Annotated in this window: 14 protein-coding genes, 1 tRNA gene and 1 pseudogene; 9 read left to right on the forward strand and 7 right to left on the reverse strand. The window is 68.5% G+C overall.

All coding sequences use genetic code 11. The annotated features are described in order from the left end of the window. The first annotated feature begins 274 nt into the window (after positions 1–274). Genes ACNAW0_RS21620 through ACNAW0_RS21630 form a run of 3 tightly spaced genes read left to right on the forward strand, consistent with a single transcriptional unit; the run spans position 275 to position 3,674 of the window. Positions 275–925: a Chromate resistance protein ChrB gene (locus ACNAW0_RS21620; protein ID WP_416289792.1), complete on the forward strand. Its 651-nt coding sequence runs from the start codon at positions 275–277 to the stop codon at positions 923–925. Continuing rightward, entirely contained in the window at positions 922–1,146 is a 225-nt protein-coding gene (locus ACNAW0_RS21625; RefSeq protein WP_416289764.1) for a hypothetical protein, read from the forward strand. The genes ACNAW0_RS21620 and ACNAW0_RS21625 overlap by 4 nt, the downstream gene beginning before the upstream one ends. Further along, positions 1,143–3,674: a cation-translocating P-type ATPase gene (locus ACNAW0_RS21630; protein WP_416289765.1), complete on the forward strand. Its 2,532-nt coding sequence runs from the start codon at positions 1,143–1,145 to the stop codon at positions 3,672–3,674. The genes ACNAW0_RS21625 and ACNAW0_RS21630 overlap by 4 nt, the downstream gene beginning before the upstream one ends. A gap of 86 nt (positions 3,675–3,760) precedes the next feature. Here ACNAW0_RS21630 and ACNAW0_RS21635 read toward each other — a convergent pair whose 3' ends face one another. Continuing rightward, positions 3,761–4,072: a kelch repeat-containing protein gene (locus ACNAW0_RS21635; protein ID WP_416289766.1), complete on the reverse strand. Its 312-nt coding sequence runs from the start codon at positions 4,070–4,072 to the stop codon at positions 3,761–3,763. 381 nt (positions 4,073–4,453) lie between these two features. On the opposite strand from ACNAW0_RS21635, the gene ACNAW0_RS21640 reads away from it, so the two are divergent. Continuing rightward, a complete protein-coding gene (locus tag ACNAW0_RS21640) occupies positions 4,454–5,482 on the forward strand; it encodes an RNA polymerase subunit sigma-70 (RefSeq protein ID WP_416289767.1) in 1,029 nt (342 codons plus the stop codon). 298 nt (positions 5,483–5,780) lie between these two features. Then, the gene (locus tag ACNAW0_RS21645) at positions 5,781–6,233 is read left to right on the forward strand and encodes a DUF6069 family protein (protein WP_416289768.1); all 453 of its coding nucleotides are present in this window, start codon (positions 5,781–5,783) and stop codon (positions 6,231–6,233) included. A gap of 71 nt (positions 6,234–6,304) precedes the next feature. On the opposite strand, the gene ACNAW0_RS21650 is transcribed toward ACNAW0_RS21645, so the two are convergent. The 3 genes from ACNAW0_RS21650 to ACNAW0_RS21660 form a co-directional block, all read right to left on the reverse strand. Next, positions 6,305–6,379, reverse strand: a tRNA-His gene (locus ACNAW0_RS21650). 119 nt (positions 6,380–6,498) lie between these two features. Further along, a complete protein-coding gene (locus ACNAW0_RS21655; RefSeq protein ID WP_416289769.1) occupies positions 6,499–7,914 on the reverse strand; it encodes an RNA-guided endonuclease InsQ/TnpB family protein in 1,416 nt (471 codons plus the stop codon). A gap of 192 nt (positions 7,915–8,106) precedes the next feature. After that, positions 8,107–8,403: a transposase family protein gene (locus ACNAW0_RS21660; protein WP_416289770.1), complete on the reverse strand. Its 297-nt coding sequence runs from the start codon at positions 8,401–8,403 to the stop codon at positions 8,107–8,109. A gap of 2 nt (positions 8,404–8,405) precedes the next feature. Here ACNAW0_RS21660 and ACNAW0_RS21665 point away from each other — a divergent pair, with 2 nt between their 5' ends. After that, entirely contained in the window at positions 8,406–8,573 is a 168-nt protein-coding gene (locus tag ACNAW0_RS21665; RefSeq protein WP_416289771.1) for a hypothetical protein, read from the forward strand. A gap of 116 nt (positions 8,574–8,689) precedes the next feature. On the opposite strand, the gene ACNAW0_RS21670 is transcribed toward ACNAW0_RS21665, so the two are convergent. Together ACNAW0_RS21670 and ACNAW0_RS21675 are read right to left on the reverse strand one after the other, a co-directional pair. After that, positions 8,690–9,361 (reverse strand): DUF305 domain-containing protein, encoded by a 672-nt coding sequence (locus ACNAW0_RS21670; RefSeq protein ID WP_416289772.1) that lies wholly within the window; start codon positions 9,359–9,361, stop codon positions 8,690–8,692. 124 nt (positions 9,362–9,485) lie between these two features. Beyond that, positions 9,486–10,847, reverse strand: a complete 1,362-nt coding sequence (locus ACNAW0_RS21675; RefSeq protein ID WP_416289773.1) for an LVIVD repeat-containing protein — start codon at positions 10,845–10,847, stop codon at positions 9,486–9,488. A gap of 610 nt (positions 10,848–11,457) precedes the next feature. Between ACNAW0_RS21675 and ACNAW0_RS21680 the strand changes: the two genes are divergently transcribed. The 3 genes and pseudogenes from ACNAW0_RS21680 to ACNAW0_RS21690 all read left to right on the forward strand — a co-directional run. Then, positions 11,458–11,817, forward strand: a complete 360-nt coding sequence (locus ACNAW0_RS21680; protein ID WP_416289774.1) for a hypothetical protein — start codon at positions 11,458–11,460, stop codon at positions 11,815–11,817. 87 nt (positions 11,818–11,904) lie between these two features. Beyond that, a complete protein-coding gene (locus tag ACNAW0_RS21685; protein WP_416289775.1) occupies positions 11,905–13,722 on the forward strand; it encodes a copper resistance CopC/CopD family protein in 1,818 nt (605 codons plus the stop codon). 335 nt (positions 13,723–14,057) lie between these two features. Then, positions 14,058–14,288 (forward strand): annotated as a pseudogene (locus ACNAW0_RS21690) (hypothetical protein); the annotation flags it as partial. A 74-nt stretch (positions 14,289–14,362) separates the two neighbouring features. Here the strand turns inward: ACNAW0_RS21690 and ACNAW0_RS21695 are convergent. Further along, entirely contained in the window at positions 14,363–17,005 is a 2,643-nt protein-coding gene (locus tag ACNAW0_RS21695; protein WP_416289776.1) for a GH92 family glycosyl hydrolase, read from the reverse strand. Positions 17,006–17,018: the final 13 nt, after the last annotated feature.

Consider the following 17,018-nt stretch of genomic DNA (forward strand, 5'->3'; position numbering starts at 1 on the left):
TGACAGGACCGAGTGCCTGCTGATCCGGTACCGGTACTCCAACCATTCCTGAGCCCCAGGCCGGCACATCCGGCGAGCCTGCTACGGGTGGAGGCGCTGCGCGGCAGATCTGACGCATTCGCATCTATGGGCGCGACGTGAGCCTCGGCGCGGGTGTCGAACACCGGAGAGGCGGCCGGGTAGAACGAACAGCACCGAGGCATGTGACCTTTGCTCTTATTCGGTGTTACGTTCGTAACCGCAGCAGCTGGGGGTGGGTGTGGAGCGGTTCGTGATGGTCGCAGCGTCGACCGCGGGCGGGTCGGCAAGCCTGCGGATGCAGGTGTGGCGGAAGCTGCGCTCATTGGGGGCGGTGTACGTGCAGCAGTCGGTGTGTCTGCTGCCAGCCCGGGACCAAGTGCTCAGGGAGTTGCGCCGGCTGGTGGCCCGGGTTCGCGCCGAGGGCGGGACCGCGCGGATGCTGACCGTGGACTTGCCCGAGCAGGCCGAGTACGACGACCTCGTCGCGGAGTTCAACGCGGCCCGTGATGTCGAGTACGCCGAGGTGGTGGAGCGTACGCCGGCGTTCCTGGCCGAGATCGAGATGGAGACCAAGCGGGGCCGGGCCACCTACGCCGAGGTGGAGGAGTCCGAGGCGGACCTGGACCGGTTCAAGACCTGGCTGGGGAAGATCACCGCCAGGGACTACTTCGGCGCCCCAGGCGGTGAGCCGGCCCGCGCCGCCGTCGCCGAGTGCGAGCAGGCCCTCGCCGCGTTCGAGCAGGCAGCGCTGTCCGCCGAGGCCCTACCCACCGGGGAGGCCGCTTCGGCGCAGGCCGCCGGGGCGGGCCGATTGCGATTGGTGGCCGGGAACCCGCCTGGCACCGGCGTGACAGCGGGGCGAGCTCGCAAGCCCCGCGGCGACCGCCAGGGAGGCCCAGCATGAGCGTGCTGGCCGCCCTGCCGTCGGTTGCCGCACGGGGCCGCCCGCTGGCGGGTGTGTCCCTCGGCGAGGTGATCGCCGCGATCGTGCTGGTGGTCGTGGCCGTGAACGTGGCGATTGTTGCCCTGCGCGGCTGGGTGTGGTGGCGGGACGAGCGCACCGCCCGCCGGCCTCTGAACGACGTCAACAGTGCCCGGGGAAGACGTGAGAGGGACTGGTCATGACCACGACATCCCAGGCCGCCACGGGCGAGCAGACCCCTTGGCATGCCCTGGACACCACCATAGCGTTGTCACGCCTGGACGCCACCGTGGAAGGGCTGCCCGAGCTGGAGCGGGCGGCGCGCCGGACGCGATACGGGGCCAACGCCGTGCGCACCCGCAAGCCCAAGCGGTGGCCGGCCGAGCTCGGCGAGTCGTTCACCGAACCTTTGCAGCTGCTCCTGATCGCGGTGGCGGCCCTGTCGGCGGTGTTCGGCGAACTGTCCGACGCGCTGGTGATCGCGGCGGTGATCACCACCGTGGCGGTGCTGGAAACGGCGACCGAGATGCGCGCCGCCAAGGCCATCGACGCCCTGCGACAGATGACCGCACCCACCGCCCGGCTGACCACCCCCAGCGGCCGGGTCCAGGTTCCGGCGGCTGAGCTGGTGCCCGGCGATGTGTTCACGATCGAGGCGGGAGACGTCGTGCCCGCCGACGCCCGGGTGCTGTCCGCCGCCGGGTTGAAGACCGACGAGTCCACCCTGACCGGCGAGGCCCAACCCGCCGGCAAATCCGATACGCCGGTCGCCGAGGCGGCGGACCTGGCCGAACGCTCCAGCGTGATCTACGCGGGCAGCCCGGTGGTTGCCGGGGAAGCCACCGCGGTCGTGGTCGCCATCGGCGCCGACAGCGAGTTGGGACGCATCGGCGGACTGGTCACCGACGCCAAGGAGCCACCCACCGGCCTGCAGAAAGCCCTCTCCCAACTGGCCCGCGCCGTGCTCGTCCTCGCCGTCGCGGCCAGCGTCCTGGTCCCCCTGGTAGGCGTGCTGGCCGGGCAGCCGTGGCGGGACATGCTCCTGTCCGGGTTGACCGTCGCGTTCGCCACCGTCCCCGAAGAACTACCCATCCTCGTCGTCGTTCTCCTCGCCGTCGGTGGCCGGCAGCTCGCCCGCCGGGGGGCGCTGCTGCGCCGGCTCAAAGCAGGGGAAACCCTCGGCGCGGTCACCACCGTGGTGACCGACAAGACCGGCACCCTGACCGAGAACCAGCTCACCCTGGCCGGCATCGACGGCGACCCCAATCAGGTCCTCGCCGTAGCGGTAGCCACCCAACCACCAGCCGGGCACGGCCGTGAACCCATGGAAGCACAGCTCGCCGCCGCAGCCGTCGACGCCGGCGTCGCCCCACCGGTCGGCGAGGTCGCGGCGTTCCCGTTCGATCCGGTCCGCAAGCTGGTCGCCCGCGCCCACCAGCAGCCCGACCACACCGATCAGGTCACGGTGTCGGTGGCCGGCGCGCCTGAGCAGCTTCTCCCCCGCTGCGACCTGCCGCCCGAGCAGCGGGCCGCCGTCCAGACGCGGGTGGATGATCTTGCCCAGCAAGGCGTACGGATCATCGCATTCGCCCATAGGCAGACCACCGGGATTCCGGCCGACCAGGACAACGCCGCGATCGGGCTCACCTATGTGGGGCTGGCCTGGTTCGCCGACCCGCTGCGCGACGGGGTGCCACAGGCCGCCGCCGACCTGACCGCCGCCGGGGTGAAGACGATCGTAGTCACCGGTGACCACCCGGCCACCGCCGCCGCGATCGCCGCCCAGGCTGGGCTCCCAACCGGGCACTTGATCGCCAGCGGCGACGCCCTCGACCGGCTCTCCGACGCCGGTCTGGACGCGCACCTCGCGCACGGCACGGTTATCGCCCGCGCTACCCCGGCCGGCAAACACCGCATCGTCACCGCACTGCAGCGGCGCGGGGAGGTCGTCGCCGTGACCGGAGACGGCGCCAACGACGCCCCCGCCCTCACCGCCGCCGATGTCGGCATCGCCATGGGCGCCCGCGGCGCCGACCTGGCCCGCGCCGCCGCCGACCTCGTCCTCACCGATGACGCCTACCCCACCGTGGTGACCGCGATCGGCAAAGGCCGCAACATCTCCGCCCAACTACGCCGCGCGGTCGCCTTCTACCTCGGCGCCAAACTCGCTCTCGTAATCGTGCTGCTGGCCGCGCTAGCCGGAGGACGGCCGATCCCGTTCGCGCCGGTCCACATCGTCCTGCTGGAGATCTTCATGGACCTCGGCGCGTCGGTGGCGTTCGTCGCCGAACCCGCCGCCCCCGATGCGATGCGCCGACAACCCCGGCCAACTGGGGCCCGGTTCCTCGACCAGCCCGCGCTGTACGCAATCCTCGCCGTCGCTGCGACTCTCACCGCAGCCACTCTCCCCTGCTACCTGCTGCTCACCCACGCCGGAACCGAAGCCGCCCGCTCCGGTGCCGTACTCGGCTGGCTGGCCGGACACGCCCTGATCGCCTGGATGCTGCGCACCCAACCATGGCTGTCCTGGCGGGTCAACCCGGCCTTCCCCGCCTGGGCCGCCGCAGCGATCACCGCCGGGCTGTTCCTGAGCCTCACCGCTGCGGGCCGCCCGGTCCACCTCACCCCGCTGGCCAGCACCCAGGTTGCCACCGTCGCCGTGGTGGTCGCCCTCGCGATCACCGCCACGTACCTGCTGCAACGGCTGCTGAGATTGTCCCGACGCCTTTGACATCCTCCCCCGCCTGAAGCTGAAGGCGGGAGATTCCCGCTTCCAGCGGCCAAGCGGGTCGGACTTGTCATCTGGCGGTCAGGTTGTCAGCAGCGGATGGGAGACAGCGCGAAGTCCTCCACCGCCGCGCGGCGCGGGTTTTCGGCCTTCTTCGTCCAGGTGTTGGTCGCCGGGTCGTACGACCAGGTGGTGCCCTCGGGCCCGGCCGGGGTTACCCAGCCGCCGGTCACGATGATCTTCCGGTCCACGACGCCCACCGCCATGGCGTGACGCGCGCCGGGCAGATCGGCGATCGGCGTCCAGTTCTGCGCGAACGGGTCGTAGACCCAGCTCTTCGCGCTGGAGGCCCGTTCGTCGCTGCCGCCGATCGAGTAGACCTTGCCACCGAGGTTGACCACCCGGTGTCCATCACCTTCACCGGGTACCTGGCGATGTCCATCCAGGGCGCCGCGTGCGGGCCGACCGCGGCGGGGGCTGCCGTGTCCTCCTTGCCGGACGCCTGCGCGGCGATGGACCCATCCTTTTCGGTGGACCTCGTGCCGTGCCCGTGCGTCCATGCCCGCCGCGTCGTCGTGAACCAGGCGACCCCGGCACACGCCAGGCGCTCGCGCACCCGCGCCCACTCCGGCAGACCCGCGCCCTCCTCGCCGTACCGCGCGTCGTGCTCCGCCACCGAATCCGTCACTGGATCAGCCATGCCGACCGACCCGAGTGATGAGTTGTCGCGCCCGCACCCGTCACACCTACGACGGGACACGACGAGGCGGAAGGATGACGTGATGAGTGCGGACACACGGCTGGAGGAGCTGGGCGTGAGCGGTCTGGGCGGGAACGGGCTGGGCGGGAACGGGCTGGGCGAGGTCGACGAGCCGGCATTCTCGGGGCTGGCGCAGCGGCACCGGCGGGAGCTGCACGTGCACTGCTACCGGATGCTCGGGTCGTTCGAGGACGCCGAGGACACCGTGCAGGAGACGTTCCTCCGTGCCTGGCGGCGGCGGGAGACCTTCGAGGGGCGGTCGACGTTCCGGGCCTGGCTGTACCGGATCGCCACCAACGCCTGCCTCGACCTGCTCGCCAAGTGCCGCCCGAAGCCCGCGACCGGCGGCGAGGTGCTGTGGCTGCAGCCCTACCCGGACCGGCTGCTCGACGAACTGCCCGCAGGCGACGCGGACGAGCCGGAGACCGTCGCCGTCGCGCGGGAGACAATCGAGCTGGCGTACCTGGTCGCAGTCCAGCACCTCGCGCCGCGCCCGCGGGCCGTGCTGATCCTGCGGGACGTGCTCGGCTGGCCGGCGAAGGACGTCGCGGAGCTCCTCGGAGACTCCGTCAACTCCGTGAACAGCGCGCTGCAGCGGGCCCGCGCCGGCATGCGGGAGCACCTGCCCGCCGAGCGGCAGGACTGGACCGGCGGCGAGGAGGACGCCGGGACGCGCGAGCTGGTGCGCCGCTATACCGACGCCAGCGTGGCCACGGACATCGACGGGCTCGCCGCACTGCTGCGGGACGACGTCCGGTGCTCGATGCCGCCCACGCCCGGCCTGTACGTCGGCCGCGACACGGTGGTGAACAGTTGGGTCGAGGACGGCTTCGAGGGCATGACGGGTCTGCGCGCCGTCCCCACCTCCGTGAACCGGCAGCCCGCCGTCGCCTTCTACCACTGGCGAAAGCGGGAGGGCGCGTACCTGCCGCTGACGATCGACGTCCTGCGCGTCACCGGCGGGGCGATCACCGAGATCGTCACGTTCCACGACGACCAGTTCCCGCGGCTCGGGCTGCCGGAGCGCCTGCCGGCGGACGGCACGGAGTAGTGCCGGTGTGGACGCTCGCGCTGCCCGGTGGCGCGCGTGTCGCCGTGGTCGCGGCGGAGTGGTGCGACGCGTTCGGCGTCGTCACCCGCGGGCGGGTGCAGCTGGAGCTGCGCGACGGCGAGCCGGGGCCGGTCCTCGGACGCGACGCCGGGTTCTGGCTCCGCGGCACCGGCGTCCGCGCCCTGCGGAACCCCGGCCGTCGCACGGCGAGGGTGCGCATCATCACCCCGAGGGCCAGGACCGTCACATGCCAGTCAACACACCCCGTACGCCAGTTACCGAATGATGGAGAAACGACATGAACAGCATGAATGACACCGGGGTCGCAGGCCCGGCATCGGGCCAGACCAGCCACACCCACCGACTCCGCGGGCTCGCCGGCACCGGCTTCATTGCCACGCTCGCAGCGATGGTGGCCACCACCCTCGCCGCTGCGCTTGCCCAGGTCGTTGGCGTCGACTTCGAGGTCCCCGATGGTGGCGAGACGATCCCGTTGTCCGGGTTCGCCGTGGTGACCGGCTTCTTCTCGGTCGTGGGCATCGTCATTGCCGTCGCTCTTCTTCGTTGGAGCGCTCGCCCCGCCGAGCGATTCGTGTGGACGGCAGTGACGCTGACCGCGATCTCGTTGGTCCCGTCCCTCCTCTCCGGGGCAAACACCGCCACCACCACCGCCCTCCTCGGGCTACACCTTGTCGCTGCGGCGGTGATGATCCCCACCCTGGCACGGAGCCTCCGCACCCGGACCGATTGACGATCCCGCAACGGGACAACGCGCGGCGTAAGGGGAGCCCGGCCCACCTCACCGTCGGTGTCGCACTCCCTTGGGGTGACTGGCCGGTGCCGCCCCGGCTACCTCCCGGGCCACAACCGGACGCTCTACCACTGAGCTACAGCCACACTCGCGGCCCGTGTCGTCGACGCCTGAGAACTGGTCGCCTGGCGGCGCGCGGGTTCTACAGCGCGTCTCATAAGTCTGTTGGGTCATGAGACACCGCCCTTCTCGGGCGTCCCTGCCGTCACGGATATTCGTGGCGGCAGGGTTCCTCCGTCACCAGGGCTGGTTTCACCGGCGCGTGGGCGCCGGCCAGAGCCGTCCCCTCGGGAGGCGTTGGTGACCGGGCCTCGTACTTCGGGTCCCGGGTCTGAGCATGTTGCTCGGCCCAGACAGCGAGGTTGACCGCCGCGTTGACGTCCCGGTCCGCCGTATGCCCACACTCGCCGCAGCGGAAGACGCGTACGGACAGGGATAGTGCCGGGCCGATGGTGGCGCAGGCACTGCACATCCTGGTCGACGGGTACCAGCGGGGTGCCGGGATGGTCTGCCCGCCCCGCCAGCGTTGCTGGTAGCCGATGATGCGAGCCAGATCCGCCCAACCCGCGTCGGAGATGGCGGCGGCCAGACGCCGGTTACGCAGCATGCCGGCGGTGTGCAGGTCTTCCAGAACCAGCCGGTCGTGAGTCTTGACCAGCCGATTGGCGACCTCGTGCAGAAAATATCGACGTACGTTCGCGACACGCAGGTGGGCACGGCCCAGCCGGGCGACAGCCTCAGCCCGGTTACGCGAGCCTCGCTGTTTACGACTGACCTGGCGGGACAGACGCCGCAGTCGGGGCAGGGCGGTCCGCAGCGGGCGCGGCGCATCATCGACACGCAACACCTGCCGGCCGGTGGTGTCGGCAGCCACGACAAGAGCGGCAAGACCTCGATCGACACCCACCCAACCACCACCACCGTCGGGGCGGGGCGGGTGCCGGCGCGCGGGATGCAGATCCGCCGCCTCCACCGTCACAGTGATGGTCCACCGGCCGGCCCGGGCAGAGACGGTGGCATACCGGACACAGGCACGGCCGGTGCGGATCATCCGCCGCAGGCGACGGGTCTCCTCCCGCACCCTCAGAACCCCGATCCTCGGCAGACACACACTGCGCGGCCCCGCCGTCGGATCCCCCACCCGGATGCTCGCCCGACCCGCCTTGATGGTGCAGCGGATCCGAAACGACGGCCGGGTGCGGGTCTTGCGTTTGAATGTCGGGAACCCCACCCGGCGGCCCGGCCGGTTCCCCCGCCGCGAGTCGGCCCAGGCGGTCAGGGCGCGGCCCAGGTCGACAGTGGCTTCCTCACACACCTGCTGACACACCTGCGCCCGCCACGACAACCCCGACGCCACAATCTCGACCGAGCCGGCCGAGTCGACCACGAAACGGCGACCCGCCCGCGCCGAGGTTTTCCACGAGTTGAACGCGTTGATCAGGTCAAAACCCGACCACGGCACCACCACCGACCCACCCCGACGCTTCGCATCCAGGGCTTCCTTCACCAGAGCCAGGCACTGGTTGAACGCGAACCGGGACGCCCCCGCATGACGGCCCAACACCACCACCTGCGACGGCGACGCGTCGACTGTGAACCGAAACGCGGTAAACCTCCCCACAGCCCCACAGCATGCCCGCCACCTACGACACTTTTGAAACACGGCGTAGGGCGGATTCAACCGGTCGTCGCAACACGAGGTTGTTGGAGCGATCGTAGGTGCTTGTCGAACCCGGTCCGAAACGGCAGCAGCGGCGCGAGGACTGGCGAAGCCGCGTTCGCCTTGCCAGCGCAGCCCGCGCAGCAGCCGGTTTTAGGCGCGGTTTTTCGGGTGCGAGCCGCCTGCCGTCAGCAGGCTGCTTGACCGGGTCTTGATGCCGTGGCCTGCGCTTTCGTAGCCGGAGTCGGCCAGAGCGGGCAGGTCCAGCTCGGCGGCGGACCAGTTCAGCGCGGCGGTCACCCTAAGTTCACGGGCACAGCTGGTGTCGTGCAGGTGCCCGGGCATCGCCGCCGATGTCCAGATCGGCAGTCCGTCCGGGCGGATGATCGCTTGGGATGTTCGCGCCGAAGTCTCGGTGCTTTCCGGAGTACCAGGCGTCGATGGTTTCACCCTTGACTGCCGACTTCCTCCGCTGCCAAGCCGAGGCCCTGCTTGCCTGCGACTGCTTCGAGACCATCACCCTGAAAACCCTGCGCAGCTGTTTCGGTCGCTACGCGCAAGGCAAGCTGGAGCACGTACTCGGGTCGGTCGAGGCATTGTACGACGCGGTATCGACATGACGACGGGGCCGACCGGTGCGCCGTGTCGCTGCGGAAGGGGCCGGGTTCCCCACTGCTGGGGACCCGGCCCTTTCCTCTGGATCGGGACGAAGCCCGACTGTGGCGCGTATGGACTTTTACGACGTCTTGCTTGCCAGCAGGTTTTGCATCCAGTTGATCTGCGCCTGCTGCGTTACGTACATGTCGTTCGCCCACCCTCTGAGGGTCTCGTCGCTGCCGTGGACGAGGACGTCTGCGAGCATGTCGAGCGCGCCTTGGTGGTGCCGGATCATCAGGCGGAGGTACATCACCTCGAAGGCAGCGCCGTTCGCCGCGCTGAGGGCGGCCATCTGCTCCGGGGTGGCCATCCCCATCATTTCGAGCATCATCGGGTCCTGCAGGTGTTCCTGGTAGGCCTTCTCGGCATCCGTGACCTCGAGGCCATTCCAGGACTGCCAGCTCTGCATCGTGGTGATCTCGAGGCCCTGCTCGACATCGATCTGGCTCGCGATCGAACGCACGGCCTGGTCGTTGGTCCTGGTGGGCGCCATCTGACTCATCAGGAGCGCCTGGTAGTGGTGCGGGATCATCATGCTGACAAAGTCCGCATCAGCAGGATTCACCGGGGGCGGCGTCGGCGTCGGCTTGGGCGTTGCCGTCGGCGTCGGCGTCGGCTTTGGCGGCTTTGGCGGCTTTCCGCTATTGGCTGTCAGCGGCGGCGCGGCCGACCCGGTCGTCACCAGTGCGGTCGTCGCGACGAGCGAACACGCGGCTACCAGTACCGCACTTATGGCTAGACGAAATCTCATTGCGCCCCGTCCTTTCTGTCTCGCCACCCCGCGAGACGGGATGAGCGTGGATGATGGACTTGAGAGCATCGGCGTGAGGGCCCCGGCAGGCACGCCGCCGGGGCCCCGTTTACGCGTACTTCTGTCAGCCGCGGTTGCCGGTGTCCTTGTAGTTGTCCTGGGTCTGCGGGTTCAGGTAGGGCAACTTGTTGAAGTTGGCGCTGCTCACACCCTCAAGGCCCGTGATCTTGAGAACGTCCAGGCCCTTTTGGATGTCGCTGGAGTAGATGTACCCGTTGTACCAGTACGCCGACCAGCTGCCGCCAAGCGGGCTGAGGGACGTCTTACTCAGGGGACCGCGCTCGAAGAAGGCGATCTCCCGCGGGTCCTTCGACCGATCGGTGAAATCGTACACCGATACGCCGCCCTGGTACCAGGCCTGAACGTAGACGTCGCGCCCCTTGACCGGGAGCAGCATGCCGTTGTGAGCGACGCAGTTCTCAGTGGACTGCTGCATGCGCGGGATCTTGAAGTAGCTGCGGAACACCAACTGGCGGTTGTCGCCCTCGCCGACGATGTCGTAGATCGCGTCGGCTCCCCGGCGCGGTCCGATCGCCTCGTTGCACACGGCCGCGCCGCCGCCGCCGAGCTCGTCGGTGAAGATGACGCCCTTTCCGCCGTTGACCAACGTCGCCGAGTGCCAGAAGGCGAAGTTGGGATCGCGGACACCAGTGATCTTGCGCGGGTTCACGGGATCCGAGATGTCAAGCAGGACGCCGTCGCCCATGCAGGCACCGGCGGCGAGCTTCCCAGCCGGGAAGACCGTGATGTCGTGGCAGCCGGAGGTGTTGCCCGCACCGGTCTCCTCGGGGAACAGCACCGGCTGGGCGACGACGGACGCGGTCGTCGGATTGCCCAGCGGGACCTCGACGATGGAGATCGAGTCATGCGGCGGCTGGCAGTGGGGGAACGCGACGTTCGGGCCGTAGGAGGAGACGTAGAGGTAGACCCTGTCGGCGCCCCCCGGCACCAGCGTGTGGGTGTGGGATCCGCAGTCGGTCCGCACCGACTTGACGTACACCGGGTTTGCCTTGTCGGTGATGTCGAAGATGCGGATGCCTTCCCAGGCGGTCGGCACGGACGCATTACTCGCACTGCTCGTGCAGGTGTCGTCCGACCGCGGCGAGTCCACCGACATGAACAGGAGCTTGCCGTCGGCGCTCACCGACACGTCGCCCTGCGACCCGTTGCAGTCGATCTGGGTGACGGTCTGAGGCCGCTTCGGGTGCGTGATGTCATAGATCGTGATCCCGCCATAGCTGCCCTGGAACAGGTAGTTGCCCCAGAACGCCATGTCGCTGTGGTAAACGCTTTGGCCCGCGAGCGGGCCCTGCTTCGGGACGTTCGCCACATGCTCGATGTTCTTGCTGTGCGAGATCTCGTCCACCTCAAGCTGGTCGCTCGCCGCGACCGCTGGGCCGACTAGTGCAAGCGGGATGGCGAGCATGACGCTGCTGAGGACTGCTGTGCGCAGTCTCCAGCGCGATCCGCGCGCCGGACCAGGGGTTTGCATGAAAGGCATCCTCCTCGTGTCAGGACGTCGGCACCGTCCTCGTAGGACTGCGAGACTCGGGACTGCGATGCCCCGGGTCCGTACGGTCGTGGCATGGCCATGGAACCGCTGCTCGTACTGGTTGAGTTGGTTGCAACAGGCTGCGTACTGGTTGCCAACGCCACACTAGTAGTACTGCAATTGCACCTTAGGGTACCTGACCATGGTCGTCAACAGCCGTCGATGAACTTGACCATGTGTGGCGGCCGGGTCATCCCTTCGACCACCCGTGGCTTCTTGAGACCTTGTCCGCCCTCTACAAGTTACGGCCGCATCGACCGGAGCCGCGAAGGCGATGCCGGACGTTGGGTGCTCGCCCATCGCGAATCCAGTCCCGACCGCCGACCCTAGTACGGCTCGTGGTTCAACGTCTACCTCTGCTCCGCCACCGTGACCGGCGTGCGGGTCGACCAGAAGCTCACCCCAGCGCGGAGCGGCATCCCGGTCACCGAGTCGAGCTGCAGGCCATGAGGCGCCCGCCCAATCCTTATCGGCGCCGTCGGGCTTGTCGTGCTTCGCGCTACTGGCGTTCTCTTCCCCGCGCCTGCCCGGCATCGCCGGCACCGGATACAGCGCCAACTTCAGCGACGAGAACAACACCTGCCCGCTGCAGTACTCCCGGATGGTGTCCCTGCACGCCGTGGATACCTCGAAGCCGAACACGCCGCCCGAAGTCGGGTACGCGGTGACCGCGCCGGAGGGCAACGCCCGCAGCTACCCGGTCTTCATGAACGGGCTTATACCTATACTGGACCGACAACAGCACTTGCCTGCGCGTGGCCAAGTACGTCGGCCCCGGGCAAACGCGCTGCCGGGGCCGCACTCCGGCGTCCACGAGGGCAACTCCACGAGTCCACACCACTGAGGTAACGGGGCAGGAGCGGAAGGAGCGGCACCTTCTTATCCGGGAAGCGATAAGACGGTTTTCCTCCTTCCAGAGGGGAGGCACCCGATGGGTGCTGGTCGTCGCACCGACTCCTGCCGGGTCGCCGCGGTCGCGCTGCTGCTCGGCCTCGCCACACTGATCGGCTTGCAGACCTGGGCTGCCGGACCGGCGCAGGCCCACGCCGAGCTGATCGGCACCACTCCCCCGAACGGCGCGCATCTCGACGCGGCGCCGGCACAGGTCACGCTGCGCTTCAGCGAGGCCGTCACGCCCGTACGGGGCGGCATGAGAGTGCTCGGCCCGGACGGCGGCACGCTTCGAAGTGGACAGCCACACGCCGATGGCGGAACGGTCACCTTCTCGCTCCCCGGCGGCCTCGGTGACGGCATCTACACGGTCGCCTGGCGGGTCAGCTCCGCAGACTCGCACCCCATCGAGGGCGCCTTCATTTTCAGCGTGGGCGCCGCCGGTCGCAGTCCGGCCATGATGGGCATTCCGGCCCCCCCCGGGCAACCGGGCCTCGGCGTCGCGTTCGGCGTGGTGCGCTGGCTCGGATACGCGGGAGCCGCCGCCCTCGCCGGAGGAGTCGCCTTCCTGGTGCTCTGCTGGCCGGCCGGCTGGGCGGACCGGCGTGCCCGCCGCCTCCTTCATGTGGGCTGGGCCGGATCAGTCGTCGCCGCCGTCGCCGCCTTCCTGGTGCAGGGTCCGTACGCCGCCGGCGTCTCCGCCGCGCACCTGGCCGACCGCGAGTTGCTGTCGGAAACCCTGCACACCACGTACGGCGTGACCGTGCTCGTCCGCATCGGCCTGCTAGTGGTGGCCGGGCCGGCGCTGCTGCGCCCGGCGTCCCGCCGTGCCCGCGCGGCGCTGGCGGTGGCCGTCGCCGGACTGCCGGCGACGTGGCCCGCGGCAGGCCATGCCCACGTCGGCCGTCAGGCGGCCGCCGGCTTCGTCGCCGACGCCCTGCATCTGGCAGCGATGGCCACCTGGCTGGGCGGGTTGGCGACGCTGCTGGTCTGTGTACTGCCGTGGGCACGCCATCGCGGACCCGTGGAGTCCGCGGCGACGGCGTCCCGGTTCTCTCGGGTCGCATTCGGCAGCGTGATCGTGCTGATGGTTACCGGCACCTACCAGGCGTGGCGGATCATTCCCGGCTGGGACGTACTGGCCACTACGGCGTACGGCCGGCTGCTCGACCTGAAAGTGGCCGGGCTGGTGGTCATCCTCGGCTTCGCCGCGGTGTCCCGATCCGTCGTCCGGCGCCGCTATGGAAAGCCGGCCACGCTCGCCATGCCGGCCCGGGCCGCCTCCCTGCTGGGAGCGCGGGTTGCCGGCGACCTGCCCACCGCGTCGGTCGGTGTTCCCACCGACGAATTGCCGGCCGGCCGTGTTCCCGAGGTCGACACCCGACGCCTGCGCCGATCGGTCACAGTCGAATTCGGCCTGGCTTTGGTCGTTCTCGGGCTCACCTCGGCGCTCGTGGCGACCACGCCGGCGACCCCGCCAGCCGCAACCGGAATGGGCGAGATGGCGGGTGGGTCCGTGATGGCCACCGGCGCCTACTCCGCCGTTCTGGACGGTCCGGCCGGCTCCGGCGAACGCGTCTCAGTCACGGTGAGCCCGGGGCACATCGGGTCGAACCAGGTCACCATCGCTGTGCAGGACGGCATGGGAATGGCCAGGGCCGTGCCCGAAGTGACCGCGCGGCTGTCGTTGCCGCAGGCCGGTCTCGGCCCGTTGCCCGTCGACCTGACAAGTCGCGGAGCCGGGGCCTTCGCGGGCACGGTGACGCTCCCTCAGTCCGGCACCTGGCGGCTGGACGTCACCGTGCGTACTTCCGACATCGACGAACACACCCTGAGCACGCAGCTTCCCGTGCACTGAACCGAAGGGAGTCGCAATGTTTTCGGGCATGAGCTGCCGTGGCTGTCGCCGCTGCCTGCACCGGCGCCCTGACCGCCCTCCTCATTTCCTCCCCGCCTGGGCCTATGTGGAGGTCAGCGCGGACCACCCGCAGGCGGGGGGACCAACGTGACGGTGACCTTCGAAGACGAGGCCGATTCGGACAGCGCTGGCATCTCCGCCAAGCGGGTGGTGCTTCCGTCTGGCATGGCCCGGCCGATGTGAGTTGGGGCGGTGATGTCGAGAACTGGTGACTGGCTCCGTCCCCGTGGTGAACAAGACCAAGATGGGTCGCACCCGCACCGAGGAGAACCACAATGGCCAAGTACTTGCTGCTCAAGCACTACCGCGGCGCTCCGGCTCCGGTCAACGACGTGCCGATGGACCAGTGGACGCCGGAGGAGATCTCGGAGCACGCGCGGCACATGCACGACTTCGCGGCCCGGCTCGAGGGGACCGGCGAGTTCGCCGACAGTCAGGCGCTCGCCCCCGAGGGAGCGTCGATTCTGATCGGTATGTCGCACACCATGCCACCCGCCCCGGGTCCTCGACTGATCCGGCCCGCCTGGTCGGTGACCAGGCGGGCCGGACTTGTCATCTAGCGGTCAGGTTGTCAGCACACCTAACCCGTTCCGCCAGACTTCGTTACTCTCACGTCGAGAACAACGTTCGACAGCTCCTGGCCATTCTTTGCATACGTATGGATTCTGATCCTGTACTGGCCAGTACCCGCGCCGCTTGCCACTTCAATCTCGTCCGCCCCGACACCCGCTGGTGGAACCCTCAGTGTTCCACTCGCGGACGAAATTGTTATTCCGTTTGGCACATCGGCTCTCCACGTCACCTCTTGCGGGTTGTGCGTGATGTTCTGGGCGGCGACCGTGACCGTCTTCTTGTCATTCTGACCCATGACGAAGTCGCGGCTAGGTTCGGTGAACGCGACCGTGGATTTCTGGCCCTCAGAGTAGGACGGCGGCGCGGCGTTCGCACCTGTTGCCCAATCCTTGTTCGGGACGGTACCCAGGGTGAAGTCCAGAGTGCCACCGCGCTCGATCAGCGAAGAGGGCAGGTACGCCCTGGGCCAGGCGCTGCCGTCCACCTTCAACTCCTGCACGTACGGCGCATCGGGAGCGGCGCCGCGACCGTTGATCGTGATGGTCGTGCCGTTGCCGCTGCGGACCACGGCGTGCGGGAACATCGGGCTGCCGAGCGCCAGGTCGGCGGTGCCGGGCGTGATCGGATACATGCCGAGCACCGACCACACGTACCAGGAACTCAGCGAACCGCCGTCGTCGTTTCCGGGCGACCCACTGGGCGCGTCGGTGTAGAGCTCGGTCTGGATCCGCCGCACCACTTGCTGAGTCTTCCACGGCGCATGGGCGTAGTTGTACTCCCAAGGATTCTGCCCGCTGGGCTGATTGCCGTGCCAGTTGTAAGCGATGATCGGGCCGACGTTGAGGTTCGTGAACAGGTCGTCCAGGTAGCTGATGAAGTTCTGATCTCCGCCCATTCCGTTGATCAATCCGCGGACATTGAACGGGATCATTGGCGTGTATTGGGCGGAGTTGCCCTCCGTGAAGCCCCTTCGGTTGTCCGGTCTGAATCCAGACTCCCACTGGCCGTCCCCGTTCTCGTTCTTGCCCTGGATATATCCAGTAGCGGGGTTGAAGACGTTCTGCCAGTATTGGGCGCGCGTCATGTACTTGCGGTACATGTCCTCGTGCCCCAGGGAGCGTGCGTACTGGGCGATGGAGAAGTCGTCGGTGGCGTACTCGAGGCTGACTCCCGGCCAGCGTGGCACGTACTGATATTCCAGCCACAACGCACCGCGCCCTCGGACCGGGTGGCCGCCGGACTGCGTGCCGACCTGCGAGGCGCCGAGGTCCATGGCGTGCAGAGCGGCAGCCTGGTCGAAGTCACGTGCACCAAACGCGTACGCGCCTGCGATGTAGGGGTCCGCATCATCTGCGACGTTCCCGGCAGAGTTGCGGTTGGCCTGCACCCAGCGCGGCAAGCCGGGACCATCTTGTTCGGCGTCGTTGATCAGCGACTGGACCACATCGCTAGCCACATCGGGGCTCAACAACGCGAGCAGCGAGATGTGCGACCGATACGAGCCCCAAGTGTCGATGTCGGAATACTGCGCGTGTCCCGGCGCGACGGTGTGCACCTTGTCGTCGAAGCCCCGGTACTGCCCGTTCACGTCGCTGAAGATGCTCGGCTCGATGTACACGTGGTAGAGCGCGGTGTAGAAGATCCGCTGGGCGGCCTCGCTCCCGCCGGAGACATCGATCGTGCCGAGGACGTCGTTCCATGCCGCGGTCGTCCTGTCCCGGATCTCCTGCAGGTCCCTTCCCCCGACCTCGGACTGCAGGTTGATCTCCGCGTTGTCGACGCTCACGTACGACACCGCGGTCCTCGCGATCACCTTCGAGTCGTCACTCGTGTTGAACGTCAGGTAGGCACCCGACTGCGGATCGCTGGCCGACGTCGTCTGTGGCCGCAGCTTCCTTCCTTCCCATGTCCCGTACGTGACGAAACTACGGTTGAACGTCGTGGCGAAATAGATCGTGTACTTTTCCGAGCCGCAGCCCACCGTGGTCGTGGCCGAGCCGGTGACCCGGTTGTGCGTCGGATCTATGTCGATGCTTGCTGCGATGTCGCCGTTCGCGCTGCCTCCGGCATTGATGAGGAGACTCGACTGCGGCTGGCGGGCGTAGGTAAACACGCCAACCCCTGAATGCGTCGCCGCTGCCAGTTGCACGCTGTTGCCGGAGTCCAGCGTCACGTCGTAGTAGCCCGGCGACGCGTGCTCGTTCGCGTGCGAGAATGTCGACCGGAACGCCGAGGGTGCGGCGACCGGAGACTCGGTGACGTCACCGGAGACGGGGATGAACGGGAAGTCGCCCTGATAGGAGCAGCCTCGTCCACTGTAATGCGTGAGACTAAAGCCGTCGATGGCGTTGTCTGGATACCAGTACCCGCCCGGAACAGCCGTGGGCGTATCGGGCGACCACGCGAGCATCCCGTTCGGGGCCACGGCGCCCGGGAATACGTCCCCGCGAATTCCGTTGGGGTTGACCCCACCGGCGAAAGGTTCACGAGTATCGGCGGTACCGATAAAGGGATCCACATATCTTGCGGGATTGTCTTGCGGCGACTGTCCGGCGTACGCCGTACCCGTGACGGCTGCGGTCACGCCGGTCATGAACAGCGGAACCGTCAGCGCGATGGCGACCAGAGCGCGGCGTACCCGCTGATACACGTATCGAGGTTTA

It is taken from the genome of Micromonospora sp. SL1-18, from assembly GCF_047921505.1.
Lineage (GTDB): Bacteria > Actinomycetota > Actinomycetes > Mycobacteriales > Micromonosporaceae > Micromonospora.

Coding starts and splice junctions, on each gene's coding strand:
- ACNAW0_RS21620 (WP_416289792.1), top strand. CDS start 275: ATGGTCGCAGCGTCGACCGCGGGCGGGTCGGCAAGCCTGCGGATGCAG.
- ACNAW0_RS21625 (WP_416289764.1), top strand. CDS start 922: ATGAGCGTGCTGGCCGCCCTGCCGTCGGTTGCCGCACGGGGCCGCCCG.
- ACNAW0_RS21630 (WP_416289765.1), top strand. CDS start 1,143: ATGACCACGACATCCCAGGCCGCCACGGGCGAGCAGACCCCTTGGCAT.
- ACNAW0_RS21640 (WP_416289767.1), top strand. CDS start 4,454: ATGAGTGCGGACACACGGCTGGAGGAGCTGGGCGTGAGCGGTCTGGGC.
- ACNAW0_RS21645 (WP_416289768.1), top strand. CDS start 5,781: ATGAACAGCATGAATGACACCGGGGTCGCAGGCCCGGCATCGGGCCAG.
- ACNAW0_RS21670 (WP_416289772.1), bottom strand. CDS start 9,361: ATGAGATTTCGTCTAGCCATAAGTGCGGTACTGGTAGCCGCGTGTTCG.
- ACNAW0_RS21675 (WP_416289773.1), bottom strand. CDS start 10,847: ATGCTCGCCATCCCGCTTGCACTAGTCGGCCCAGCGGTCGCGGCGAGC.
- ACNAW0_RS21685 (WP_416289775.1), top strand. CDS start 11,905: ATGGGTGCTGGTCGTCGCACCGACTCCTGCCGGGTCGCCGCGGTCGCG.